We start from the raw sequence: 24,598 nt of genomic DNA, 5'->3' as shown, positions 1-24,598 counted from the left end.
TTCAGGTCTTGTCAGAAACGGTAACACGTTCTACTTTTGTCAGCGTGGCCCTAAACATCGCAGACCTCGTCGAACACGCAATCGACCTCGTTCCCGAGCGCGTCGCGCTGGCCTCGGACGGACGTGAGGTCACCTACGCACAGCTGGAGGAACGAGCCAACCGACTTGCTCATTACCTGCGCGAACAAGGTGTGAAGCCGGGCGACAAGGTCGGCATCTACTCGCGCAACACCATCGAGGCCGTAGAGGCGATGATCGCGGTCTTCAAGATCCGCGCGATCATGATCAACGTCAACTACCGCTATGTCGAGAACGAGTTGCAGTACATCTTCGACAACTCCGACATGGTCGCGCTCGTCCACGAACGTCGCTACTCCGACAAGGTCGCGAACGTCCTGCCGAACACTCCGCTGGTGAAGACCGTCGTGGTGGTCGAGGACGGCACCGACGTCGACTTCTCGGCCTATAGCGGCATCGAATACGAAGCGGCACTGGCGCAGAGCAACCCGGAACGCGACTTCGAAGACCGCAGCGCCGACGACATCTACATGCTCTACACCGGCGGCACCACCGGTCACCCCAAGGGCGTGATGTGGCGTCACGAGGACGTGTGGCGCGTCCTCGGCGGCGGTATCAACTTCATGACCGGGGAATGGGTCAAGGACGAATGGCAGCTGGCGAAGGAGGGCGCCGAGAATCCCGGTCTCGTGCGCTATCCCATCCCGCCGATGATCCACGGTGGCGCCCAGTGGGCGCTGTTCCAGTCGTTGTTCAGCGGCGGCAAGGTGGTCATGCACCCCGAGTTCTCGGGCCACGAGGTGTGGCGCATCATCGACGACCACAAGGTCAACGTCATCTTCATCACCGGCGACGCCATGGCCCGCCCCATGCTCGACGCACTGGAGGAGGGCAACCCGGCAACCGGTCAGCCCTACGACCTCTCGACCCTGTTCGCCATGGCATCGAGTGCGGCCCTGTTCTCCCCGTCCATCAAGGACCGTTTCCTCGACCTGCTGCCCGGCAAGATCATCACCGACTCCATCGGCTCGTCCGAGACCGGCTTCGGTGGCATCGGCATCGCCGAGAAGGGCAAGACCCTCGGCGGCGGCCCCACGGTGAAGATCGACGAGTCGACCACCGTCCTCGACGACGACGGCAACCCGATCGAACCGGGTTCCGGAAAGGTCGGCATGGTCGCGCGCACCGGCAACATCCCGCTCGGCTACTACAAGGACGAAGCCAAGACCAAGGCGACCTTCCGCGAGTACAACGGGATCCGCTACTCGATCCCCGGTGACTACGCGCGAGTCGAGGGTGACGGCACCGTCACAATGCTCGGCCGCGGTTCGGTCTCGATCAACAGCGGCGGCGAGAAGGTCTACCCCGAAGAGGTCGAGGGCGCACTCAAGCAGCACCCGGCGGTCTTCGACGCCCTGGTGGTCGGTGTGCCGGACGAGCGCTTCGGCGAGCGGGTCTGCGCCGTCGTCGCCCTGCGCGAGGGCGAGCAGACGACGCTCGACGAACTCATGACGACGGCACGGTCGAAGATCGCAGGGTACAAGGTGCCGCGCGCGGTGTGGTTCGTCGACGAGATCAAGCGGTCGCCGGCCGGCAAGCCCGACTACCGGTGGGCCAAGGACCAGACCGGATTGCGTCCGGCCGACGAGGTCTACAACAACGGCGACGGCAACGGCGCCGCGGCGACGGGATAGAAGGACGCATGCAGACCGGCCTCAGCAAGAAGTTCGGTATCGAGTATCCGATCTTCGGATTCACGCCTTCCGAACACGTCGCGGCGGCGATCAGCCGCGCGGGTGGACTCGGTGTCCTCGGGTGTGTGCGGTTCAACGACCCGGAGGAACTCGACGCCGTCCTGACCTGGATGGACGAGAACACCGACGGCAAACCGTACGGCGTCGACATCGTGATGCCCGCCAAGGTGCCCACCGAGGGCACCGCGGTGGACCTCGACAAACTGATCCCCGCCGAACACCGTGCCTTCGTCAACCGCACGCTCGAAGAACTCGGTGTGCCGCCGCTGTCCGGCGACGTCGGCAAGGCGAGCGGTGTTCTGGGCTGGCTGCATTCGGTCGCGCGTTCGCACGTCGACGTGGCACTCGCACACCGGCCCGCCCTGATCGCCAACGCCCTGGGGTCGCCGCCGAAGGACGTCATCGACCTCGCGCACGAGAAGGGAGTGCCGGTCGCGGCACTCGCGGGTGCGGTCGAGCACGCGAAGCGGCACGTCGAGAACGGTGTCGACATCGTGATCGCGCAGGGCTACGAGGCCGGCGGGCACACGGGTGAGATCGCATCGATGGTGCTGTGGCCCGAAATCGTCGATGCGCTCGGCGATTCCGCGGCAGTGCTCGCCGCCGGTGGTGTGGGATCGGGACGGCAGGTCGCGGCGGCGCTGGCCCTCGGCGCCTCCGGTGTGTGGATGGGTTCGTACTGGCTCACCACCTCGGAGTACAAGCTCGGGGCGGCCGCGCACGGTCCGTCGTCGATCCAGCGCGCGTTGCTCGGAGCGAGCTCGTCCGACACCGTGCGGTCGCGGATCTATTCGGGAAAGCCCGCGCGTCTGCTCAAGACCAAGTGGACGGAGGCGTGGTCGAAACCCGGTGCGCCCGAACCGCTGCCGATGCCGCTACAGAACATCCTGGTGAGCGAGGCGCATCAGCGCATGTCGGCGGCCGATGACCCCGAGGCCGTCGCGATGCCGGTCGGGCAGGTGGTGGGGCGGATGAACGAGATCCGTCCCGTCGCGGAGATCATGGCCGACCTCGTGCGGGGCTACGACGAGGCCGTCGATCGGCTGAACGAGGCGCGATAGGACCACAGTGGTGGGGTGGCAGGTGCCCGGGGTGGAGTGATCCGCCCCGGGCACCGTCCCTTTCCGGGATCTGCGTCGGCCGGGGTGTCGCCGGACAGGGGGCAGCGGCGGTCGGAGGTGGGGGTCGACGGCTGAGGTGTGCCCGATCCGGCACTACCCTGGGGTGGACGTGACGCGAGCGGTACCGGTCGTGAACCGCACCGCAGCGGACTCGAAGCGTTCACCGAGGAGGAGGCCGTTCACCTCGGTTACCGAGCAGAGGACGGAAGACGCAGTGACACAGGCCGAGTCGCAGGCAACCGGAGCGCTCGCGGACATCAGGGTGCTCGAACTGGGCACCCTGATCGCCGGGCCGTATGCAGGACGCCTGCTCGGCGACATGGGCGCCGACGTCATCAAGATCGAGGACCCGAAGCGGCCCGACCCGCTCCGCACCTGGGGGCAGGGCGAACGGGACGGGCACCGCTTCTTCTGGACGGTGCACGCCCGCAACAAGCGGTGCATCACCCTCGATCTGCGGGCGCCCGACGGGCAGGAACTGTTCCGGCGTCTCGTCGCCGAGTCCGACGTGGTGGTCGAGAACTTCCGTCCCGGCACGCTCGAGAAGTGGGGGCTCGGCTACGACCTGCTCTCCGAGATCAATCCGGGCATCGTGCTGGCTCGCGTCTCCGGATACGGGCAGACCGGTCCCAAGGCCGGGCAGGCCGGCTACGCGTCCGTGGCCGAGGCTGAGAGCGGTCTGCGGCACCTGAACGGCTATCCCGGGCAGGCGCCCCCGCGACTCGCGCTCTCCCTGGGCGACTCCCTCGCCGGGATGTTCGCCGTGCAGGGCATCCTCGCCGCGCTGCTCGGCCGCGAACGGACCGGACGCGGGCAGGTCGTCGACGTGGCGCTCACCGAGGCGTGCCTCGCGATCCAGGAATCGGTGATCCCCGACTACGACGTCGCAGGCGTCGTCCGCGGCCCTTCCGGCACCCGGCTCGAGGGCATCGCCCCGTCGAACCTGTACCGGACGTCCGACGACATGTGGATCGTCATCGCCGCCAACCAGGACACCGTCTTCCGTCGCCTGTGCGCGGCGATGGAGCGCCCCGAGCTCGCCGGCGACCCGCGCTTCGCCGACCACCTCGCGCGCGGCGTGAACCAGGACGAGCTCGACGCCCTCATCGGCGAGTGGGCGGCGACGTGGACGCTCGACGACCTGCTGGCGCACCTGTCGTCGTCGGGTGTGGTGTCCGGGCCGGTGAACACCGTCGCGGAGGTCGTCGCCGATCCGCAGTTCCAGGCACGGGACATGATCGTTCCGCATCACGACGAGCGCACCGGCGCAGACGTACTCGGCCCCGGTGTGGTGCCGACGCTCACCGGGACGCCGGGTTCGGTGCGTCGTGCCGGCCCGCCCGTCGCGGGATACGACAACGCGGCGGTCTACGGCGAGATCCTCGGACTGAGCGACATCGAGCAGAAGGAACTGCGCGAGCGCGGAATCATCTGAGGTACGCAACGCGAGGCGAAGGCTCGCAACGTCGGCAGTCACTACCGGTGTTGCGAGCCTTCGTCCGTTGTTGCGTGCCTTCCGCGCAAGGTCACCCCGCAGGTGGAGGTGGCGCTGCAGCATCCGAAGGTCACGCTCATCGCCAACGCACTCGGCACCCCGCCGGCCGACATGATCGAGCACATCCACAAAGCCGGTCGCAAGGTCGCGGCGCTGTGCGGTTCGCCGAAGCAGGCCGCAAGCACGCCGACGCCGGTGTCGACATCATCATCGCCCAGGGCGGCGAAGGTGGCGGGCACTGCGGTGAGGTCGGCTCGATCGTGCTGTGGCCGCAGGTCGTCAAGGAGGTCGCGCCGGTCCCGGTGCTGGCGGCCGGAGATATCGGCAGCGGCCAGCAGATCGCCGCGGGGCTCGCGCTCGGCGCCCAGGGTGCGTGGACCGGTTCGCAGTGGCTCATGGTCGAGGAGGCCGAGAACACCCCGGTGCAGCAGGAGGCCTACATCAAGGCGAGCAGCCGCGACACCGTCCGCAGCCGCTCGTTCACCGGCAAGCCCTGCCGCATGCTCCGCAACGACTGGACTGAGGCGTGGGAGCAGGAGGGCAACCCGAAGCCCCTCGGAATGCCGTTGCAGTACATGGTCTCCGGCATGGCCGTCGCCGCCACTCACAAGTACCCCGACGAGTCGGTCGACGTCGCGTTCAACCCCGTCGGTCAGGTCGTCGGGCAGTTCACGAAGGTCGACAAGACCTCCGCGGTCATCGAACGCTGGGTGCAGGAGTACCTCGAGGCGACCGGCACGCTGGAGAAGCTGAACGAGGCCGCGAGCGTCTGATCCGCTCGGATTCGTCTCACGGGGAGGGACGAGGGTGCTCGAGGTTCGGTCCGGGTGCAATCCGGATCGGACCTCGTGCCGTCTCCATGTCCACCGGCTCGCCCTTCTGCGTGATCACCACGTGTTCGCTGCGTTCGAGTTCGGCGGCCACCGAGCGTGCGTCGTCCATGAGGTCGCGCCACGAGTCGCCACCCGCGACCCGCGCGGCGTCGCTGGGACAGATGGTGGACGGATTCCGTTCCCGGAGCAGCGCGCAGATCGTGGCCGCCAGCCGTTCACGATCCGCATATTCGTCGCGTGGTTCCCACCACGGATGCCCGCGTTCGCCGAGCGCGACCTTCGCGTCCTGGACGCGGTGCCGTGCGGAGTCGCCGTCGCTCTTCACGAGACGCCGAGCGCGCATCAACTCCGCCACGAGTTGCTTCTGCAACGGTTCAGGAATCGTGGGGTCGGTGGCACGCCAGCGCCGCCCGTTCACCACCACATATCTGCCGTCGGGCGTGCGCTCCGCCCCTCCGGATGACCCGTCGGTGTCCATCGGTCCCGCCCGTCACTCGACTCGACGGCGACGGAAGTCCTTCCGGACTTGTCGCCGAACAACCACCGCCGCGGCACAACTGTACGCGCGGGGGCGCGTCGGCCGAGGGGCGACGACGCTATCGCGCAGAAGTGCCGAGGGAGGCCGGTTCGAGAAGCTGCGCCAGTTCGTCCGACAACAGCCGGAATTCGGAATCGCCACGTTCCCGAAGCCACACCGGATCGCTGCAGGACCAGCGTTCGGCGGCGAGAGAACGGGTCAGGACCTTGAAGGTCGCGGTGCGGGGGAATTCGCGGCAGATACGGATCAGGGTGGGCAGCTGCTTGGGGCCGAGATCGGTCTGTGCATCGAGGAAACGCGCGAAAGCGGCGGGATCGAAGTCGGAATCCGCAGCGGGAATCACGGCGGCCATCACGCGGTCGCCGACCTGCCGGTCGGGCACCCCGTACACCGCGACCTGAACGAAGCCCTCGTACCGCATCAGGATGCGCTCGATGGGCGCCGCACCGAGATTCTCACCGTCCACCCGGAGCCAGCCCGAACTGCGCCCGGCGAAGTACACGAAACCGTTCTCGTCCTGGTAGGCGAGGTCGCCGCTGTGATAGCGCCCGTCGCGGAGGCGTTCGACGTCGGCCTCGGGATTGTTGTAGTAGCCGTCGAACAGACCGGCACCGCGCACGTTGACGAGCTCGCCCGTCGCGGCGTCGGCGTTGGTGATCCTGCCGTTCGCGTCCGACACCGCCGGAGGGCAGCGTCGCCCCGTCTCGGGATCGAGGATCTCGATGCCCTCGGGAAGCCGACCGAGGGCGCCGGCCGGGACGTCGGGTGCCGACGCGATCGCGATGCCGCCCTCGGTCGAGCCGAACCCGTCGACCACCCGCGCGCCGAAGCGCCGCGTGAACTCGGTGACGTCGGCGGCCGACGCCTCGTTGCCGTACACGATGCGCAGCGGGTTGTCGTGGTCGTCGGGCTGCTCGGGAGTCGCCACCACATACGACAGCGGCTTGCCGACGTAGTTCGCGAAGGTCACGCCGTAACGGCGGACGTCGGGAAGGAAACCCGACGCCGAGAACCGGCGACGCAGGGCGATGCTGCCGCGCGCGGCGAGTCCGACCGACCAGCCGGCGATCATCGCGTTGGAGTGGAACAGGGGCATCGACACGTACACGGTGTCGTCGGAGCCGAGACCGAACCGCGTGGCGAGCATCGTCGCGGGATCGGTGAACTTGCGGTGCGTGCACCGCACGGCCTTCGGGTCGCCGCTCGTGCCCGACGTGAAAATCAGCATGAACAGGTCGTCGGGGGAATGCGCGGCAGTCTCCACGACCGTGCCGGTGAACGGGGCGAGCATCGCCGTCCACTCGGGGGAGTCGACATCGATCACCCGCACGTCGCCGAGATCCACACCGTCGAACAGTGACGCATGTGCGGCCTCGGTGAACACGACCCGGCAGTCGGCGAGCGCGATGTCGCGGGCGAGCGCCGCACCGCGCCGGGTCGTGTTCAGGCCCACCACCACCGAACCGGAGAAGGCCGCGGCGCCGAGCAGCAACGAAAACTCCGGGACGTTGTCCATGAGGATCCCGATGTGCTTCGGTGCCGGGCCGTCGAGCAGGTCGCGCAGCAATGCGGCGCGTCGCCGGGACTGTGCGACGTGTTCGCGCCAGGACAGCTCGGTCTCCTCGAAGCGCAGTCCTCGATCGTCGACGTCGGCGAGTCGTTCGAGCAGTTCGGTGACGGTGAAGGCAGACATGCGATCAGGCCGGGACGTCGGCGAGTTCGCGTCCGAGCGCGCGCAACTGGTCGGTGGCGGAGCCGAGCAGGAACTCGTGGTGCTTGGCCGCGAGGAAGTAGCGGTGCACCGGATGGTCCTCGTCGAGTCCGACACCGCCGTGCACGTGCACGGTGGTGTGCGCGACACGATGTCCCGCATCGGCAGCCCAGAAGGCCGCGGTGCGCAGGGCGTCGTCGTGACGCTCACCCGAAGCCATGCGGAAGGCGGCCTGCCACAACGTCAGACGCACCGCCTTGACGTCGATATAGGCGTCGGCGAGTCGCTGGGAGACGGCCTGGAAACTGCCGATCGGGCGGTCGAACTGGACGCGTTCGCGCGCGTACTGCGCGGTGAGCTCGAGCGCCTGCTCGAGGACGCCGCATTGGTAGGCGGCGGAGCCGAGCAGGCTGCGGTCGCGCAACCACGTCGCCACGGCGAGGCCGTCGGTGCCGAGGACACGATCGGCCGGGAGCGCGACCTGCTCGAGGGTGACGATGCCGCGACTGTCGAAGTCAGTGGTCTGCTGACGGGTGATCGAGACACCCGGATCGTCGGGTCGCACGAGGAAGACCGACACCGAGTCGCCGATGGTGGCCGGGACGAGGAAACCGTCGGCGACCGGCGCCGAGTCGACGACGATCTTCACGCCGTCGAGCACGTGACCGTCGCCGGTGGCCTGCGCCCGGGTCGCCGGGGTCGTGGGATCGGGGTTCAGTTCCTCGGCGAGCGCGGCGGAGAGGATCTGCTCGCCGGTCGCCGCAGGGCGTCCCCACTCGGCCTGCTGCTCGGCGGCGCCGAACTCCGCGATCGCCGACGCGCACGCGGCGATCGAGCCGATGTACGGGACGGCGGCGACGCCGCGGCCGAGTTCGCGCAGGATGCTCGCCTGCTCGAGCGGGCCGTAACCGTCTCCGCCCAGCGACTCGGGAAGAGCGGCGCCGAGCACGCCCGACGATGCGAGCGTGTCCCACAGGGTGCGGTCGAGGCGGTCCTCGGAGGCGTCGAGTGTGCGCAGGTGCTCGTTGGTGACGATGTCCGCGACGATGCTGCGGGTCAGTTCTGCGAGATCCTGCTGGGCCTCGGTAAGGGTGAAGTCCACGGTGCGCGTCCTTTTCTAACGCTTGGCGGGCGGCTGGCCGAGAGCGGTCATCGCGATGATGTCGCGCTGGACCTCGTTGGTGCCGCCACCGAAGGTGAGGATGAGGGAACTGCGGTGCATGCGTTCGATCCGTCCGCGGAGCAGCGCGCCGGCCGAGTTCTGCCGTACCGTCGCCGCGGGTCCGAGGACCTCCATGAGCAACCGGTAGGCCTCGGTCGCGAATTCGGTTCCGAACACCTTGTTGGCGGAGGCGGCCTCCGGGCCGAGCGGGGTCGTGCCGGCGCTCGAGGCGATGTCCCAGTTCATCAGCTGCAGGTATTCGGCCCCGGCGTGGACGCGTGCCAGGTTGATCTGGACCCATTCCTGGTCGATCACCCGTCGCCCGTCGGGCAGATGCGTCTCCTGCGCCCAGCGCCGGACCTCGGTCAGTGCGGTGCGCACGGGGCCGGCGGAGGTGAGCGCGACCCGCTCGTGGTTGAGCTGGTTGGTGATGAGCGCCCAGCCGCCGTCGACCTCGCCGACGAGTGCGGACGCCGGGACGCGCACGTCCTGGTAGTAGGTGGCGCTCGTGTCGGGGCCGGCCATGGTGTGCACAGGGGTGTACGAGAAGCCGGGAGCGTCGGTCGGCACGATGAAGACGCTGATCCCCTTGTGCTTCTTGACATCCGGGTTGGTGCGCGCGGCGAGCCAGACGTAGTCGGCGTAGGCGATCAGGCTCGTCCACATCTTCTGCCCGTTGATGACCCACTCGTCGCCGTCGCGCACCGCGGTGGTGCGCAGGGAGGCGAGGTCGGTGCCGGCGCCGGGTTCGGAATAGCCGATCGAGAAGTGCAGTTCGCCCGCGGAGATGCGAGGGAGGAAGAACTCCTTCTGCTCGTCCGTGCCGTAGTGCATGATCGTCGGCGCGACCGAGTCGATGGTGAGGAAGGGGACGGGCGCGCCGGCGATGGCCGCCTCGTCGGTGAAGATCAGTTGGTCCATCGCGGAACGGTTCTGGCCACCGTACTCCTCGGGCCACCCGAGGGTGAGCCGGCCGTCCTTGCCCATCTGCTGCACGACCTCGCGGTACACGTTGCCGGAGCCGTACTCCCCGGTCGTGGCCGCGAGCGCCTCGCGGCGCTCGGGTGTCATGATCTGTGCGAAATAGGCCCGCAATTCCTCGCGGAGGGCTTGTTGCCCGGGGGTGTAGGAGATGTCCACGAACGCTCCGTTTCGTCGCTGCGTGTCCCCGCGAATCGTCTCTGTGGGATCATCGCGAATCATTGCACAGAATTGGAACGCGTTCTAGTCTGGACTCGATCGGTCGGCGCGAATGTGAAGCGAGGTCCCGGAATGGATGTCAAGGTCGACTTCGACCGCTGTGAAGCGAACGGCGTGTGTGTCGGGCTGGCGCCCGACGTCTTCGATCTCAACGACGACGACGAGCTGATCGTCACGCATCCCGTACCCGAGGGTAGCGAGGACGTCGTCCGCGAGGCCGTCGCCCAGTGCCCGCGTGCGGCCCTCGCCGAGGCATGAGCGTCGGACGGTGACCGGCACCGACCCTTGTCAGGAAAAATAACAAGTTCTACATTCTCGGTGCCCCCGGGTCCTGGTGGGGAGAGTACCGGCGTGCGGCCGGCAATCGGCCCGAATCTCGAGGAGTACGTGGATGAGTGCGGACGCCAACGGTGGCGCGGAGAACGACGATCGGGTGTCTCTCGAAGGGCGGGTCGCCGTCGTCACGGGAGCCGGAGCGGGACTCGGACGTGCCGAGGCGCTCGCGCTCGCGCGGGCCGGAGCATCGGTGGTGGTCAACGATCTCGTGGAGAACGACGCGGTGGAGGACACCCTCGCGCGGATCCGCGATCTCGGTGCCGAGGCGGAGTTCGTGCCCGGCAGCGTCGCCGAGCGTGAGACGGCCGATGCGATGCTCGCCGCGGCGCACGGCAAGTTCGGTGGTCTCGACATCGTCGTCAACAATGCAGGCATCACGCGGGATCGGATGCTGCCCAACATGTCCGACGACGAGTGGGATTCGGTGGTCGCCGTGCACCTGCGTGGTCACTTCCTGTTGTCCCGCAATGCCGCGGCCTACTGGCGCGACCGGTCGAAGCAGGAGGGTGGCCCCGTCTACGGGCGTCTGGTCAACACGTCCTCGGAGGCCGGTCTGCTCGGGCCGCCCGGGCAACCCAACTACGGTGCCGCCAAAGCCGGCATCACCGCGCTCACCCTCTCGGCCGCCCGTGGTCTCGAGCGGTACGGTGTCCGCGCCAACGTGATCTGCCCGCGAGCGCGGACGTCGATGACCGAGGCGGTCTTCGGTGGTGCGCCGGACGACGGCATCGATCCGCTCTCGCCCGACCACGTCGCGAATCTGGTCGCCTATCTCGCCTCCCCGGCGGCCGGGCGCGTCAACGGGCAGGTCTTCATCGTCTACGGACCCATGGTGGCCCTGATGGCCGCGCCGGTCGTCGAGCAGCGTTTCGACGCCGACGGGCAGTGGACCCCCGCAGCGCTCGCCGACGAGCTCGGCGGTTACTTCGCCGATCGTGATCCGGGCCGGACGTTCTCGGCCTCGGCGGCTCTCGATCTGTAGTTCCGGCATCCCCTGCTGTTCCCGTTCGGGGACAGCAGGGGATGTCGTGTCTTCGTCCCCGGGCCGGGATCCTGCAACTACGGATGACGGACACCGGGGTTCCGGTAGCGTCACGCCCACTCGGGCCGTTCCTCCGGCTCTCGCCGGGCCCCGTAATTTGGCCTGGTACGTGTTCTAATTTTTCCCCTACTGCGACGACCCGATCGGGCCGTGACGGCCTCTCGTGCCGAGGTGATCGAGCTCGGGCCCGGCGTCGAGAATCTCACCGAAACCCCAGCGTAAAACCACTTATGAGCGTGTCGATACGCGTCGGTCGACGCCCGTGTGTCCGTTCGGACGGAAATGGATCGAGATGCCCCTCGACGAATCTTTGACAGGTGAACACGTTCTAGTTACTATGACCCGGGTCACAGCACACGCCATCGATCGGCCGCGCGCCGACGACGTGAGGATCGAAGGGGGCACACGATGATAGACCTCCTCGAGGTTCCCTTACGGGCCGTCGGCGGACTGTTCGCCATGACCGGCGAGACCGCCCGGGCGGCCTTCCGTCGCCCCTTCCAACGGCGCGAGTTCATCGACCAGGCATGGTTCGTCGCACGCGTCTCGCTCGTGCCCACCGTGCTCGTCGCGGTGCCGTTCACGGTTCTGGTGAGCTTCACCCTCAACATCCTGCTCCGGGAGATCGGCGCGGCCGACCTCAGCGGAGCGGGTGCGGCCCTCGGCGCGGTGACGCAGGTGGGTCCCATGGTCACGGTGCTCATCGTCGCCGGTGCCGGCGCCACCGCGATCTGCGCCGATCTCGCGGCGCGCACCATCCGCGAGGAGATCGACGCGATGCGTGTGCTCGGCATCGATCCGATCCAGCGTCTCGTCGTGCCCCGGGTGCTCGCGTCCACCGTCGTTGCCCTACTGCTCAACGGTCTCGTGTGCACGATCGGCATCCTCGGCGGGTTCGCCTTCTCGGTCTTCCTCCAGGACGTCAACCCCGGCGCGTTCATCAACGGCATCACCCTGCTCACCGGCTTCGGAGAACTGATGATCTCCCAGGTCAAGGCGGGGCTGTTCGGCATGATCGCGGGGCTGGTCGCGTCCTATCTCGGTCTCAATGTCAAAGGTGGAGCGAAGAGTGTCGGCGACGCCGTCAACCAGACGGTCGTGTTCGCGTTCATGGCGCTGTTCGTGGTCAACCTCCTCGTCACGGCCGTCGGCATCAAGCTGACCGCGGGATGAGGGGAGCGGAGATTTCATGGCAGTGATGTCCTGGCGCTTCCCCCGTGCGGTTCGGCGCATGACACGTGCGTCGTCCACCGTGGACCGGGTGGGGGAGCAGGCGCTGTTCTTCGGGCGCGCCCTCGCGACGGTCCCCCGGGCGCTGATGCACTACCCCAAGGAGACGGTGCGTCTGGTCGCCGAGATCAGCATGGGCACCGGCGCACTCGCCGTCATCGGCGGCACCGTCGTGATCGTCGGCTTCCTGACGCTCTTCACCGGCGGCATCATCGCCGTGCAGGGCTTCAGCTCACTCGGCAACATCGGTGTCGAAGCGCTCACCGGCTTCTTCGCGGCCTTCATCAACGTGCGTATCGCGGCCCCGACGATCGCCGGCATCGGGCTGGCGGCCACCATCGGCGCCGGCTCCACCGCCCAGCTCGGCGCCATGCGTGTCTCCGAGGAGATCGACGCGCTCGAGACCATGGCGATCCCGTCCATCCCGTATCTGGTGTCCACGCGCGTGCTCGCCGGGATGATCGCGATCGTCCCGCTGTACTCGCTCGCCGTGATCGCCTCGTTCGTCGCGAGCCGCTTCGCGACGGTGGTGCTCTACGGCCAGTCGGCGGGCGTGTACGACCACTACTTCACGACCTTCCTGATACCCACCGACATCCTGTGGTCGTTCGTCCAGGCCATCGTGATGGCGATCGCCGTGATGCTCATCCACACCTACTACGGTTTCACCGCAGGTGGCGGCCCCGTCGGTGTGGGTGTCGCGGTCGGCAACGCGGTGCGGGCCTCGCTCGTCGCGGTCGTCACCGTCACCCTGCTCATCTCGCTCGCCGTCTACGGCGCGACCGGCAACTTCAACCTGTCGGGATAGGGCGCGCGACATGGACACTCCTTCGTGGAAGAAGAAGTTCGCCGCCTTCGGTCTCGTGGGCGGCCTCGCCGCGATCGTCGCGGTGGCACTGACGATGTTCGCCGGTGGGTTCACCTCGACGGTCCCGCTCACCGTCACCTCGCCCCGGTCGGGTCTGGTGATGGAACCCGACGCCAAGGTGACGATGCGCGGCGTCGAGGTGGGCCGCGTGGCGTCGATCGAGCACACACCGGCCGGTGCGGTCCTGCATCTCGACATGCAGCCCGGGCAGATGCAGCTCATCCCGTCGAACGCACGGGTGGCGATCGAATCCACCACCGTCTTCGGTGCCAAGTTCGTCAACATCGTCGTCCCCGACGATCCGTCCTCGGTGCCGATGCAGGAAGGCGCCGTAATCGCGGCCGACAACGTCACCGTCGAGTTCAACACGGTCTTCGAGCACCTGTCCGACGTGCTCGCCCAGATCCAGCCCGAGAAGCTCAACGCCACCCTCGGCGCGCTGTCGGAAGCGCTCAACGGACGCGGCGACGCCCTCGGTGCCGCCCTGGCCGAGGCCGATGCGTATCTCGCCGAGATGAATCCGTCGCTGCCGCAACTGCAGGCCGACCTCGTCTCGGCTGCGCAGGTGACCGACGTCTACGCCGACACGGCCCCCGACCTCATGACCACGATCGGCAACGCCACCGACGTCGGCAACACCGTCGTCGACGAACAACAGCAACTCGATCTGCTACTGATGAACCTCACCGGTCTCGCGAACACCGGACGGGACGTCCTGGGGGAGAACGAAACACAGTTGACCACCGCACTCGACAGCCTGAGCCGCACCACCGGCCTGCTCGGTGAGTACTCGCCGCAATTGACCTGCTTCATAGTCGGTCTCAACGACGCCCGGGTGGCGTTCGAACCGATGGCCGGCACCGGGGAGTACGCCGCGCTGATGCTGAGCACCAGCTTCATGGGTGGCGCGACGCCGTACAACGACGCCCAGGATCTGCCCGTGGTCGGCGCGACCGGCGGACCGAACTGCTGGGGCCTGCCGAACTTCGACCCGCGCCGCGACGGTCACGCGCCGTTCGTCGTGTCGAACACCGGCGAAACGCCCTACAAGCCCGCAACGGAAGCCTGGATCCGCTACCCGACGATCTTCCAGTACCTGTTCGGCGACCATCTCGCGGGCGGGCGGTGACCATGAGAGCGACCACCGTCAAGTTCCTGATCTTCGCCGTCACGATGACGTTGATCTTCGCCGGGCTGGCCGTCGTGTTCAGCCAGGCGCGGTTCACCGGCACCGAGAACTACCGGGCCACCTTCACGGACGTCTCCGGTCTCGGTGCCGGCGACAAGGTCCGCATCGCCGGGGTGCAGGTCGGTTCGGTGAAGAAGGTCGACATCGGCCGCGACAACACCGCCGAGATCGAGTTCGACGTGGATGCGAAGCACACGCTGTTCACCGGCACCCGCGCCACCGTGCGATACGAGAACCTCGTCGGCGACCGGTATCTCGAACTGCTCGAAGGTGCCGGCAGCGTCGACGTCCTGCCCGCCGGTGGCAACATCCCGATCGAGCAGACCGAACCCGCCCTCGATCTCGACCTGCTCCTCGGCGGGTTCAAGCCGCTGTTGCAGGGCCTCGACGCGCAGCAGGTCAACGACCTCTCCGGAGCTCTGTTGCAGGTCTTCCAGGGGCAGGGCGACACGCTCGTGTCGCTGCTGGGGAACACCAACTCGTTCACCAACTCACTCGCCGACCGCGACCAGCTGATCGGCGACGTCATCGACAACCTCAACGCCGTCCTCGGCACGATCGACGATCACGACCGCGAGTTCGAGAACACGATCGAACAGCTGCACACCCTGGTGGGCGGGCTGTCCGCCGATCGTGATCCCATCGGCGCGTCGATCCCGCCGATCGCCTCCGGCACCGCGGATCTCGCCGCGCTGTTGCAGAACAACCGGCCCGACTTGCAGACGGTCATCGCCGAGACGAACCGCACCATGACCCAGCTCGACCTCGGCAAGGATGACATCAACCGCACGCTCGAACGCCTGCCCTCCGACTACAAGAAACTCATCCGCGTGGGTGCATACGGAAACTTCTTCCAATTCTTCCTCTGTGCCAATACTTTCAAGTTCTCCGGACCGGACGGCACCACCATCCGGTACACCACGGCGAACCACGACACGGGAAGGTGTGCGAAGGTCGAATGAGTGCACCCCGTGACCCCAACTACATCCGCACGGGCATCATCGGCCTGGCCGTGTCCGCCGCGATCGTTCTCGCCGGTCTGCAGTACGACCAGCTGCACTTCCTCTCCGGGGGCCTGAGCTACTCGGCGCGCTTCCAGGACGCCGGCGGTCTGGTGCCCGGCGACGACGTCATGCTCGCCGGCGTGAACGTCGGCGACGTCACCGAGGTGCGCCTCGACGGTCAGGCCGTGCTGGTGAGTTTCCGCATCCGGGACGGTATCGGGCTCGGCGACACCACCGGAGCCGACATCAAGACCAACACCGTGCTCGGCCGGAAATCGCTGGCGCTGCGCCCCGGTGGCGACGGTGTGATGCGCCCGAACTCGATCATCGGTATCGAGCACACCAATTCGCCGTACTCACTGACCGACGCACTCGGCGATCTCACGACGACCGTCTCCGAACTCGACACCGATCGCATCAACGACTCGCTCGACGCGCTGTCGCAAACCCTCGAGAACACCCCGCCCGAGATCCAGGGCGCCCTGGAGGGCATGACCCGCCTGTCGCAGTCGATCAACGCCCGCGACGAGTCGTTGCACCAACTGCTCGAGCGTGCCGAGAGCGTGACGGGCATCCTGGCCGAGCGCAGCGACCAGGTCAACGCGCTCATCGTCGACGCGAACGCCCTGTTCGGCGAATTGAGCCTGCGCCGCGACGCCATCACCGAACTGATCGCGAACATCTCCTCCGTCTCACGTCAGCTCACCGGGCTCGTGCAGGACAACCAGGCGCAGATGGCACCGACACTCGAGAAGCTCAACCTCGTGACGGCCAACCTGCAGGCGAACAAGGAGAACATCGCCGGGGCGCTCGACGGCCTGGGCCCGTACATCAGCGCACTCGGGGAATCCGTCGCCAGCGGACCGTTCTTCAACGCCTACGTGTCCAACATCCTGCCGGCGCCGTGGTGGAAGGCCATCGTGGACAGCCAGGTCGCGCCCGATCTTCTCCCCGAGGATCTCCATGACGTGATCCCGGACGGGCCCCCGACTATCAAGAGGGACGGCGAATGAGTACCGATACCGCCCCGACGACCGCCCGCCGTCGCCCACCCCTGCTGGTGCCGGTGATCATCGGCGCCGTCGTCGTGCTCGTGCTCGGCGCCCTCGCCGTGTTCGTCCTGCCGGACCTCGGCAAACGCACGATCCACGCCGAATTCGCGTCCACCAGCGGCCTGTACGAGGGCGACGACGTGCGGGTGCTCGGCGTCTCGGTGGGGCGCATCAGCGACATCGAACCCCGCGACGACCTCGTACAGGTGACGATGAAGGTCGACGACGGCGTCGAGATCCCGTCCGATGCGAGTGCCGTCGTCATCGCGCAGAGTCTCGTCTCGGCGCGCTTCGTCCAGCTCACCCCTGTGTACTCGGGTGGCCCGACGATCGAGGACGGCGCGACGATCCCGATGCAGCGCACGGCCTCTCCCGTGGAGTGGGACCAGATCAAGACCGAACTGATGCGATTGTCCGAAGCGCTCGGTCCCGAGGAACTCGATCCGCAGGGATCTCTCGGCCGGTTCATCGACACCGCGGCCGAGAATCTCGAGGGCAACGGGCAGACCGTGCGCGAGGCCCTTCGGGAGCTGTCGGACACGATGCGCACGCTCTCGGAGGGACGCACCGATCTGTTCTCGACGATCCGCAACCTGCAGACCTTCGTGTCGGTCCTCTCGTCGAGCAACGAACAGATCGTGCAGTTCGGCGGTCGTCTCGCGTCGGTCTCGGACGTGCTCGCGCAGAGCTCCGACCAGCTCGGTGTCTCCTTGTCCGAGTTGAACATCGCCGTCGGCGACGTACAGCGGTTCGTGCAGGACAACCGGGCCGAGCTCACCGAATCGGTGGAGCGGCTGGCCGATGCGACCGAGGTGCTGGTCCGCAAACGTCCCGAGATCGAGCGGGTGCTGCACTCCGGCCCGACCTCCCTCGCGAACTTCTACAACATCTACAAGCCGGCGCAGGGGTCGCTCACGGGCGCGCTCGCGATCAACAACCTCGCCAACCCCGTCGAGTGGATGTGCGGGTCGGTCGCGGCCGCCGCGAACGCGACCTCCGAGCGCAGCGAGGAACTGTGCCGCCAGCAACTCGGCCCGGTGCTGTCGTCCATCAACGCCAACTACCTTCCGCTGCTGGTCAATCCGCTCGCCGGTGTGCAGGCCTTCCCCGACGACATCGTCTACACCGAAACCTGGCTCGAGGAGGCGTCGGCAGGTCGTGGCACCGCGCCCGAGCCGTCGTCCTCGGAGACCGCGTCGCCGGTCGACGGGATCCTCGGTGGCCTGCCGTCGCTGCAGGTCCCGCAGGATCTGGGTTCTCTGCTGCAGCCGGGAGGAGTGCGATGACCGGCCGCTCGATGTTCCGCCGCCTGGGCGTCGCGGCCACCGCGGTCGCGGTGAGCACGACGCTCACCGCCTGCGAGTGGGACGGACTCAACTCGATTCCCATGCCCGGCAGCGCCGGCCGCGGGGAGGGTGCCTACGAGGTGCAGATCGAGATGCCCAACGTGACGACCCTGACCCAGAACTCGCCCGTGCGGGTCGACGACGTCACCGTCGGGTCGATCTCGGGGATCGAACTCGACGGCTGGCACGCGCTCGTGACGGTCTCGCTCGACGAAGGCGTGATCGTTCCGGCCAACTCGCTCGCGCGGATCGGTCAGACGAGCCTGCTCGGATCGCAGCACCTCGAACTGATCCCGCCCGTCGGCGAACCCCCGGAGGGCCGCCTCGAGGACGGCGACGTCATCCCACTCGAACGCGCCGGTGCGTATCCGACCACCGAACAGACGCTCTCGTCGTTGTCGGTGGTGCTCAACGGTGGTGGACTCGCGCAGATCAACGACATCACCACCGAGCTGAACGCGGCGCTCGTCGGCCGGGAGGACTCGATCCGGAACCTGCTCCCGCGCCTGGACGAACTGGTCTCCACTCTCGATACGCAGCGCGGTGACATCATCGCCGCGCTGGAGGGCATGGACCGTCTGGCGGCGACCGTGAACGACCAGAACGCGACACTCGTCCGGGCTCTCGAGGAACTGCCGCCCGCGATCGAGGTGCTGGCCGACCAGCGATCGAACCTCACGGCCGCGATGAGTTCGCTCGGCGAGCTGAGCACCGTGGCCAGCCGGGTCGTGGAGACCTCGAACGACGACCTGAAGGCGAACCTCGAGGGGCTCGCCCCGACGTTGAAGGCGCTGGCCGATTCGGGCAGTGCCCTGACCGAGGTGCTCGGTGTGCTGCTCACCTATCCCTTCCCGCAGGCGGGCATCAACAACATCATCCGCGGCGACTACGCCAACCTCGCGATGACGATCGACCTCAGTCTCGAACGTCTCGACCTGAACTTCCTGTCCGGGACGCCGCTCGCGGGACGTCTCGCGGGTCCGGAGGGGATCCTCGGCCGCGACGCGGGACTCGCTGCGCAGGCGACCGATCCGTTCCGTGCACCGCTCGAACCGCCACCGCCGCCACCGCCCGGTCCCGAAGGGAAACTGACGATCCCCGGCATCGGTGAGATCACCATTCCCGGCCTTCCCCTGGGGGTGCCCGCACCATGATGCTCACGCGGTTCGTCCGCATCCAGCTCACGATCTTCGCGATCCTCACGGTCGTCGGACTCGTCGTGATGTCGCTGATGTACGTGCGGCTGCCCGCCCTGTTCGGGGTCGGGCGGTACGAGGTGGTCGTCGAACTCCAGTCGACCGGCGGCCTGTACCCGCATTCGAACGTCACCTACCGCGGCAACACCGTCGGCACCGTCCGGAGCGTCTCGCTGTCGCCGGTGGGCGTCGAGGCGAAGTTGTCCATCGACAGCGACGCGAAGATCCCCGCCGACGTCGACGCGGCCGTGCGCAGCGTGTCGGCGGTCGGCGAACAGTACGTCGATCTCGTGCCCCGGGCCGACGGCTCGGGCGGCGAACGTCTGGCCGACGGCGACGTGATCCCGGTCGACCGCACGACGGTGCCTCAGGAGGTCGGTGCCCTGCTCGACCAGGCCGACGTGCTGCTCGCCTCGATCGGCGACACGCGACTGCAGACGGTGGTCGACGAGGCGTTCGACGCGTTCAACGGCTCCGGACCCGAACTGCAGGAACTGATCGACTCGACGCGCCTGTTCGTGCAGGAGGCCTCGGCGAACAGCGCCGAGACACGGCAGTTGATCGATCAGATCGGTCCGCTGCTCGACACGCAGGTGGTCACGAGCGACGCCATCCGGTCGTGGACACGCGACATGGTGACCTTCACCGATCGTCTGCGCGAGAGCGATCCCGACCTGCGGGCCCTGCTCGACGTCGGGCCGGGAGCCGCTGCCGAAGCCGAATCGTTGCTGCAGGACCTGAAACCGACGCTGCCGCTGCTGCTCGCGAATCTGGTGAGCGTCGGCGAGGTGGGCGTCATCTACAACGCCGGCATCGAGCAGATCCTGGTGCTGTACCCGCCGATGACGACGGCCCTGATCACCGCGGCCGGCGACGGCCCACCGGAGGACGGTGCCGTGGTGGACTTCCATCTGCAACTGCACGATCCGCCGCCGTGCCTGGCCGGTTTCGTGCCGCCGGAACAGTGGCGCAGCCCGGCCGACACGTCCATGGTCGACACCCCGGGCGACGTCTTCTGCCAACTGCCGCAGGACTATCCGAATGCGATCCGCGGTGCCCGGAACCTGCCGTGCATGGAGTACCCGGGCCGTCGCGCACCGACGCCCGACATGTGCCGCACCGGGTACAGCCCCACCTACTCGGACAATCCGTGGACCGGGCCGCCCACGCCGGTGGCCTCGGAGAATGTCGCACCCACACCCGCCTCCTACGGCGGGGGAGACGACACGGCTCCCGCCGGGGTCGCGGCGCGACGGATCGATCCGCAGACCGGGACGTACATTGGTCCCGACGGCACCGTGTACACGCACGCCGATCTCGGTGGAGATCGGAGCTTGGAGAGTTACATGAAGGCGCAGCAGGGCTGATGGCAGACGAGATCGACATGAAGACGAAGCCGAGATGGGCCAAGCCGGTCGCGATCATCGCGTCCGTGCTGGTGATCGCACTCGTGGCGGTCGGGGCCTGGCTCATCGTCGACCGGCAGTCCGCGAACGAACGCGACGAGCGTCGGGAGGCGTACCTGCAGGCCGCGCGGCAGACGGTGCTCAACCTGACCACCATCAACGCCGACACCGCCGACGCCGACGTCGCGCGTCTGCTCGAAGGCGCGACGGGTGATTTCAAGGCCGAGTTCGAGGGCCGCGAAGGACCTTTCGTGGAGGTCGTGCAGCAGGCCGGTGTCGACACCACCGGTGAGGTCCTCGAGGCGGGGATCCAGAACGAGGACGGCACGTGCGCGTCGTCGCTCGTCGCCTCCCGCGCGATGGTGAGCAACGCCGACCAGACCGAACCCGAAGCACGCGACTTCCGTCTGCGGGTGACGATCTGCGACGAGAACGGCAGATTGTTGGCGTCGAAGGTGGAGTTCGTGCCGTGACCGACGAGAAGGACGATCGCGTGACGCTCGACAAGACCGACGAAGCCGTGTCCGGCACTGTGTCCGACAAGACCGAGGAGACGGGCGGATCCACCGCCGCCGCCGAGACCTCGGCCGCCGCCGCCTCGGTCCCGGACGCGACTTCGGATCCGAAGGCCTCGTACCTGCCGCACATCGCGATCGGATTGTCGATCGTGGCACTGGTTTTCGCGGTCCTGGTGGGGTGGCTCGCCTACGGCACCGTCCAGCAGTCCGCCGCCGAGACGGCGCGGACCGACGCGCGGGTCGCTGCGGAGGAACAGGCGGTCGCGATGCTCGCCTACACCCACGATCAGGTGGACGCGCAGACCGAGGCCGCTGCGGAAGGCCTCACCGGCGACTTCCGCGACGAGTACACGAATCTGATGAAGAACATCATCGCGCCGGGCGCCAAGGAGAAGGCGATCAGCGTGCAGGTGAGCGTGCAGGCGTCGTCGGTGGTCTCCGCCGACGCCGACAGTGCCGTGACCCTGCTGTTCCTCAACCAGATCACGACGAGTTCGGAGAACCCCGAAGCGGTGAGCAGCGGCAGCCGGGTGCGCGTCGAACTCGAAAAGCAGGACGGGCGTTGGCTCGTCAGCCGGCTGACGCCGATCTAGGAGAGAGCCGTCAGGTGGGGTCGGGTTCGCCGGCCTCACCCGGCGCGATCAGCGCGCGCCCGGCGGCATTGGTGTTGGCGAGAGTGTCGAGGAACGAACGGGCCCAGCGGTCCACATCGTGCGTGAGCACCTGACGGCGCAGCGCACGCATCCTCTTGCGGCCGTCCTCGCGCGGCACCTCGATCGCGGCCTGGATCTTGTCCTTGACGTCCTCGAGGTCGTGCGGGTTGCACTGGAACGACTGTCGCAGTTCGGCTGCGGCACCGGTGAACTCGCTGAGCACCAGCGCGCCGCCGAGATCGCTGCGGCACGCAATGTACTCCTTGGCGACGAGATTCATACCGTCGCGCAAGGGGGTCACGAGCATGACGTCGGCCGCGACGAAGAACGCGATGAGCTCGTCGCGGGGGACCGGCCGGTGGATGTAGTGCACCACCGGACGCCCCACCTCGGCGTACTCGCCGTTGATGCGGCTGACCGTCCGCTCGATCTCGCCGCGCATGTGGACGTAGGAATCGACGCGTTCCCGGCTCGGGGTCGCGAGCTGCACCATCACGGTGTCCTTCGGGTCCATGCGACCCTCGGCGAGGAGTTCGTGCACCGCGTCGAGCCGCACGTCGATGCCCTTGGTGTAGTCGAGCCGGTCGACGCCGAGCAGGATCTTCTTCGGGTTGCCGAGTTCCTTGCGCAACGCCTTGGCACGATCGCGGATCGTCTTGCTGCGCGACTGCTGGTCGAGCCGGCCCGATTCGATGGAGATGGGGAAGGCACCGACACGCACCGAGCGGAAGCCGACCTGGACCACGCCGAGCTTCGACCGGATACCGATGTTGCCGCGGGAGGTCTGGGCCCCTGCCAGACGTCGGGCGAGATACAGGAAGTTCTGGGCACCACCGGGGAGGTGGAAGCCGATGAGATCGGCGCCGAGGAGACCCTCGACGATCTCGGTGCGCCACGGCAGTTGCATGAACAGCTCGATCGGCGGGAACGGGATGTGCAGGAAGAAGCCGATCGTCAGATCGGGGCGGAGCATCCGCAGCATCTTCGGCACCAGCTGCAGCTGGTAGTCCTGGATCCAGACGGTCGCGCCCTCCGCGGCGGCCTTCGCGGTCTCCTCCGCGAAGCGGCGGTTGATCTCGACGTAGGAGTTCCACCATTCGCGCCGGTACTCCGGGCGCACGATCACGTCGTGGTAGAGCGGCCACAGCGTGGCGTTGGAGAACCCCTCGTAGTAGTCGGCGATGTCCTCGGTGCTCAACCGCACCGAGTGCAGGGTCAGACCGTCCTCGACGATGACGCCGGACTCGGCGTCGGCCACACCGGCCCAGCCGACCCAGGCGCCGTTGTTCGAACGCAGGATCGGCTCGAGCGCGGTGACGAGGCCGCCCGGACTGCGCTTCCAGCGGGTGGTGCCGTCGGGAAGCCGTTCGAGGTCGACCGGCAGGCGATTGGCGACGACCACGAAGTCCGACCCGGCGTGCGAGTCGTGGTTCCCCGCTGCGTCCGCTTCGCCTGCTGTCACGTTGTGGTCCTCTTTCGGGGCCGGTGCCGTCGCCGGCCCGGCAGGGTGGGTGCCGTCACCGGCCCGGCAGGGTGGGTGCCGTCACCGGCACCGTGGTGGGTGTCGTGCTCGTCAGTGCTTGTCGCTGGGACCGATGCCGAGCATCGACAGCAGCATGCGGCACTCGTCCGCATTCTCTGCGTAGGCGGCGACGACTCGCTGCGCCTGTCGTGCGGTTTCGTCGGCGACGGGTTCGAGATCCTCGTCGGCGATGTCGTTCGCGGTGGTCGGGTCCGCGGCCATGATGTCCTCCCGGGGTCGCTGCTCTGTGCGAGCACGCATCGTCCTTCGACTCTAGGAGAATCGGACAGCTCGCCGCCACCCGCCTTCCGAGGTCGGTCCTGGCACGGTCCTGCACGTCTACGTCGCGGTACCGTAGGACGGTCGTGCTGTAGGTACACCGTGTGTGTTTCCGGTGCGCGACGTCACGGCGCCGACCCGCGGCGCACAACCGCGCTCTCGTCGAGGAAGGTATTCATGCCCATTGCCACCGTGAACGGCATCCCGCTGAACTACCAGGTCAAGGGAACGGGCGATCTCGTCGTCCTCATCATGGGAACGGGTAGTCCGGGGCGCGTGTGGGATCTGCACCAGGTGCCCGCGCTCGTGAAGGCCGGCTACCGGGTCGCCACCTTCGACAACCGCGGCATCGCACCGTCGGGCGAGAGCCTCGGCGGCATGACCATCGACGACCTGGTGAAGGACACCGCCGGCCTGATCGAACTGCTCGGCGGTCCCGCCTACGTGATCGGCACGTCGATGGGTGCGCGTGTCGCGCAGGAGTTGACGCTCGCCCGTCCCGAGCTCGTCCGCAAGGCCGTCTTCCTGGCCGGCCACGCCCGCATGGACCAGTTCCAGCTGACGCTCACCGAGGGGGAGCGCCAGCTCTACGACAGCGGCGTCGAACTGCCACCGAAGTACCAGGCCGCCGTCACGGCGGTGATGAATCTGTCGCCGGCCTCGCTGGCCGACGAGCACACCGCCCGCGACTGGCTGGACGTCTTCGAGTTCAGCGGCGGAAAGGTGTCGGCGGGCGTGCGCGCGCAGCTCGGCATGGACCGGGAATTCGATCGGCGCGCGGCCTACCGCGGCATCACCGTGCCGTGCCTGGCCGTCGGATTCGCCGACGACCGGATGATCCCGGCCTATCTGTCGCGCGAGGTGGCGGACGCCATTCCGGGTGCGCGCTACGAGGAGATCCCGGACGCGGGGCACTACGGCTATCTCGAGCGGCCCGAGGCGGTCAACAAGATCCTGGTGGACTTCCTGGCTTCCTAGAGGAGTCCCTTCACACGGGAAATCGGCAGGGGGGGGGGGGGGGGGGGGGGGGGGGGGCCCCCCCCCCCCCCCCGGGGCGGGGGGGGGGGGGCGCGGGGGGGGGGGGGGGGGGGGGGGGGCGCGGGGCGGGCGGGGGGGGGGGGGGGG

22 protein-coding genes and 1 pseudogene are annotated in these 24,598 nt (G+C 67.9%); 17 read left to right on the top strand and 6 right to left on the bottom strand.

What is annotated here, in order from left to right; genetic code table 11:
* Nucleotides 1–44: 44 nt before the first annotated feature.
* From A5767_RS02045 to A5767_RS02030, 4 genes and pseudogenes are all read left to right on the top strand, one after another.
* On the top strand, nucleotides 45–1,712 hold the full coding sequence (locus A5767_RS02045; protein ID WP_019290099.1) for an acyl-CoA synthetase: 1,668 nt from the start codon (nucleotides 45–47) through the stop codon (nucleotides 1,710–1,712).
* An 8-nt stretch (nucleotides 1,713–1,720) separates the two neighbouring features.
* A complete protein-coding gene (locus A5767_RS02040) occupies nucleotides 1,721–2,833 on the top strand; it encodes an NAD(P)H-dependent flavin oxidoreductase (RefSeq protein WP_064851535.1) in 1,113 nt (370 codons plus the stop codon).
* Nucleotides 2,834–3,107: 274 nt separating this feature from the next.
* Nucleotides 3,108–4,328, top strand: a complete 1,221-nt coding sequence (locus A5767_RS02035; protein ID WP_064851534.1) for a CaiB/BaiF CoA transferase family protein — start codon at nucleotides 3,108–3,110, stop codon at nucleotides 4,326–4,328.
* A gap of 93 nt (nucleotides 4,329–4,421) precedes the next feature.
* A pseudogene (locus tag A5767_RS02030) lies at nucleotides 4,422–5,161 on the top strand (nitronate monooxygenase); the annotation flags it as partial.
* Between the two features lie 16 nt (nucleotides 5,162–5,177).
* On the opposite strand, the gene A5767_RS02025 reads toward A5767_RS02030, so the two are convergent.
* The 4 genes from A5767_RS02025 to A5767_RS02010 all read right to left on the bottom strand — a co-directional run bounded on the left by A5767_RS02025 (nucleotide 5,178) and on the right by A5767_RS02010 (nucleotide 9,772).
* On the bottom strand, nucleotides 5,178–5,699 hold the full coding sequence (locus A5767_RS02025) for a DUF3253 domain-containing protein (RefSeq protein ID WP_064851533.1): 522 nt from the start codon (nucleotides 5,697–5,699) through the stop codon (nucleotides 5,178–5,180).
* Nucleotides 5,700–5,817: 118 nt separating this feature from the next.
* Entirely contained in the window at nucleotides 5,818–7,452 is a 1,635-nt protein-coding gene (locus tag A5767_RS02020) for a long-chain-fatty-acid--CoA ligase (RefSeq protein WP_064851532.1), read from the bottom strand.
* 4 nt (nucleotides 7,453–7,456) lie between these two features.
* Nucleotides 7,457–8,572 (bottom strand): acyl-CoA dehydrogenase family protein, encoded by a 1,116-nt coding sequence (locus A5767_RS02015; protein ID WP_006551902.1) that lies wholly within the window; start codon nucleotides 8,570–8,572, stop codon nucleotides 7,457–7,459.
* A gap of 15 nt (nucleotides 8,573–8,587) precedes the next feature.
* Nucleotides 8,588–9,772, bottom strand: coding sequence for an acyl-CoA dehydrogenase family protein (locus tag A5767_RS02010; RefSeq protein WP_064851595.1), 1,185 nt, complete (start codon nucleotides 9,770–9,772; stop codon nucleotides 8,588–8,590).
* Between the two features lie 132 nt (nucleotides 9,773–9,904).
* Between A5767_RS02010 and A5767_RS02005 the strand changes: the two genes are divergently transcribed.
* From A5767_RS02005 to A5767_RS01950, 12 genes are all read left to right on the top strand, one after another.
* Entirely contained in the window at nucleotides 9,905–10,090 is a 186-nt protein-coding gene (locus A5767_RS02005; protein WP_006551900.1) for a ferredoxin, read from the top strand.
* A 133-nt stretch (nucleotides 10,091–10,223) separates the two neighbouring features.
* Nucleotides 10,224–11,150 carry a 3-oxoacyl-ACP reductase gene (locus A5767_RS02000; protein WP_064851531.1) on the top strand — a complete coding sequence of 309 codons (927 nt, stop codon included), beginning with the start codon at nucleotides 10,224–10,226 and terminating at the stop codon, nucleotides 11,148–11,150.
* A gap of 468 nt (nucleotides 11,151–11,618) precedes the next feature.
* Nucleotides 11,619–12,383, top strand: a complete 765-nt coding sequence (locus A5767_RS01995) for an MlaE family ABC transporter permease (protein ID WP_064851530.1) — start codon at nucleotides 11,619–11,621, stop codon at nucleotides 12,381–12,383.
* A 16-nt stretch (nucleotides 12,384–12,399) separates the two neighbouring features.
* A complete protein-coding gene (locus A5767_RS01990) occupies nucleotides 12,400–13,248 on the top strand; it encodes an MlaE family ABC transporter permease (protein WP_024102955.1) in 849 nt (282 codons plus the stop codon).
* Between the two features lie 10 nt (nucleotides 13,249–13,258).
* Complete coding sequence (locus tag A5767_RS01985) at nucleotides 13,259–14,437, top strand: MCE family protein (RefSeq protein ID WP_064851529.1); 1,179 nt, start codon at nucleotides 13,259–13,261, stop codon at nucleotides 14,435–14,437.
* Between the two features lie 2 nt (nucleotides 14,438–14,439).
* On the top strand, nucleotides 14,440–15,459 hold the full coding sequence (locus A5767_RS01980) for an MCE family protein (RefSeq protein ID WP_024102956.1): 1,020 nt from the start codon (nucleotides 14,440–14,442) through the stop codon (nucleotides 15,457–15,459).
* Nucleotides 15,456–16,514: an MCE family protein gene (locus tag A5767_RS01975; protein WP_064851528.1), complete on the top strand. Its 1,059-nt coding sequence runs from the start codon at nucleotides 15,456–15,458 to the stop codon at nucleotides 16,512–16,514. The genes A5767_RS01980 and A5767_RS01975 overlap by 4 nt, the downstream gene beginning before the upstream one ends.
* Nucleotides 16,511–17,839: an MCE family protein gene (locus A5767_RS01970; protein ID WP_019290088.1), complete on the top strand. Its 1,329-nt coding sequence runs from the start codon at nucleotides 16,511–16,513 to the stop codon at nucleotides 17,837–17,839. The genes A5767_RS01975 and A5767_RS01970 overlap by 4 nt, the downstream gene beginning before the upstream one ends.
* Complete coding sequence (locus A5767_RS01965; RefSeq protein ID WP_064851527.1) at nucleotides 17,836–19,053, top strand: MCE family protein; 1,218 nt, start codon at nucleotides 17,836–17,838, stop codon at nucleotides 19,051–19,053. The genes A5767_RS01970 and A5767_RS01965 overlap by 4 nt, the downstream gene beginning before the upstream one ends.
* On the top strand, nucleotides 19,050–20,462 hold the full coding sequence (locus A5767_RS01960; RefSeq protein ID WP_059382464.1) for an MCE family protein: 1,413 nt from the start codon (nucleotides 19,050–19,052) through the stop codon (nucleotides 20,460–20,462). The genes A5767_RS01965 and A5767_RS01960 overlap by 4 nt, the downstream gene beginning before the upstream one ends.
* Entirely contained in the window at nucleotides 20,462–20,974 is a 513-nt protein-coding gene (locus A5767_RS01955) for a hypothetical protein (RefSeq protein ID WP_064851526.1), read from the top strand. The genes A5767_RS01960 and A5767_RS01955 overlap by 1 nt, the downstream gene beginning before the upstream one ends.
* Nucleotides 20,971–21,612: a hypothetical protein gene (locus A5767_RS01950; protein ID WP_039585845.1), complete on the top strand. Its 642-nt coding sequence runs from the start codon at nucleotides 20,971–20,973 to the stop codon at nucleotides 21,610–21,612. Before A5767_RS01955 ends, A5767_RS01950 begins: the two co-directional genes overlap by 4 nt.
* 10 nt (nucleotides 21,613–21,622) lie before the next feature.
* On the opposite strand, the gene A5767_RS01945 is transcribed toward A5767_RS01950, so the two are convergent.
* Nucleotides 21,623–23,134 carry an alpha,alpha-trehalose-phosphate synthase (UDP-forming) gene (locus tag A5767_RS01945; protein ID WP_064851525.1) on the bottom strand — a complete coding sequence of 504 codons (1,512 nt, stop codon included), beginning with the start codon at nucleotides 23,132–23,134 and terminating at the stop codon, nucleotides 21,623–21,625.
* Nucleotides 23,135–23,245: 111 nt separating this feature from the next.
* Nucleotides 23,246–23,455: a hypothetical protein gene (locus A5767_RS01940; RefSeq protein WP_016692417.1), complete on the bottom strand. Its 210-nt coding sequence runs from the start codon at nucleotides 23,453–23,455 to the stop codon at nucleotides 23,246–23,248.
* Between the two features lie 195 nt (nucleotides 23,456–23,650).
* Between A5767_RS01940 and A5767_RS01935 the strand changes: the two genes are divergently transcribed.
* Nucleotides 23,651–24,451 carry an alpha/beta fold hydrolase gene (locus A5767_RS01935; protein ID WP_016692418.1) on the top strand — a complete coding sequence of 267 codons (801 nt, stop codon included), beginning with the start codon at nucleotides 23,651–23,653 and terminating at the stop codon, nucleotides 24,449–24,451.
* Nucleotides 24,452–24,598 lie beyond the last annotated feature (147 nt).

The organism is Rhodococcus sp. 852002-51564_SCH6189132-a, assembly GCF_001665495.1.
Classification (GTDB): Bacteria; Actinomycetota; Actinomycetes; order Mycobacteriales; family Mycobacteriaceae; genus Rhodococcus; species Rhodococcus pyridinivorans.
Note: the sequence above shows the minus strand (reverse complement) of the source record. Positions and strands in the feature narration are given on the sequence as shown.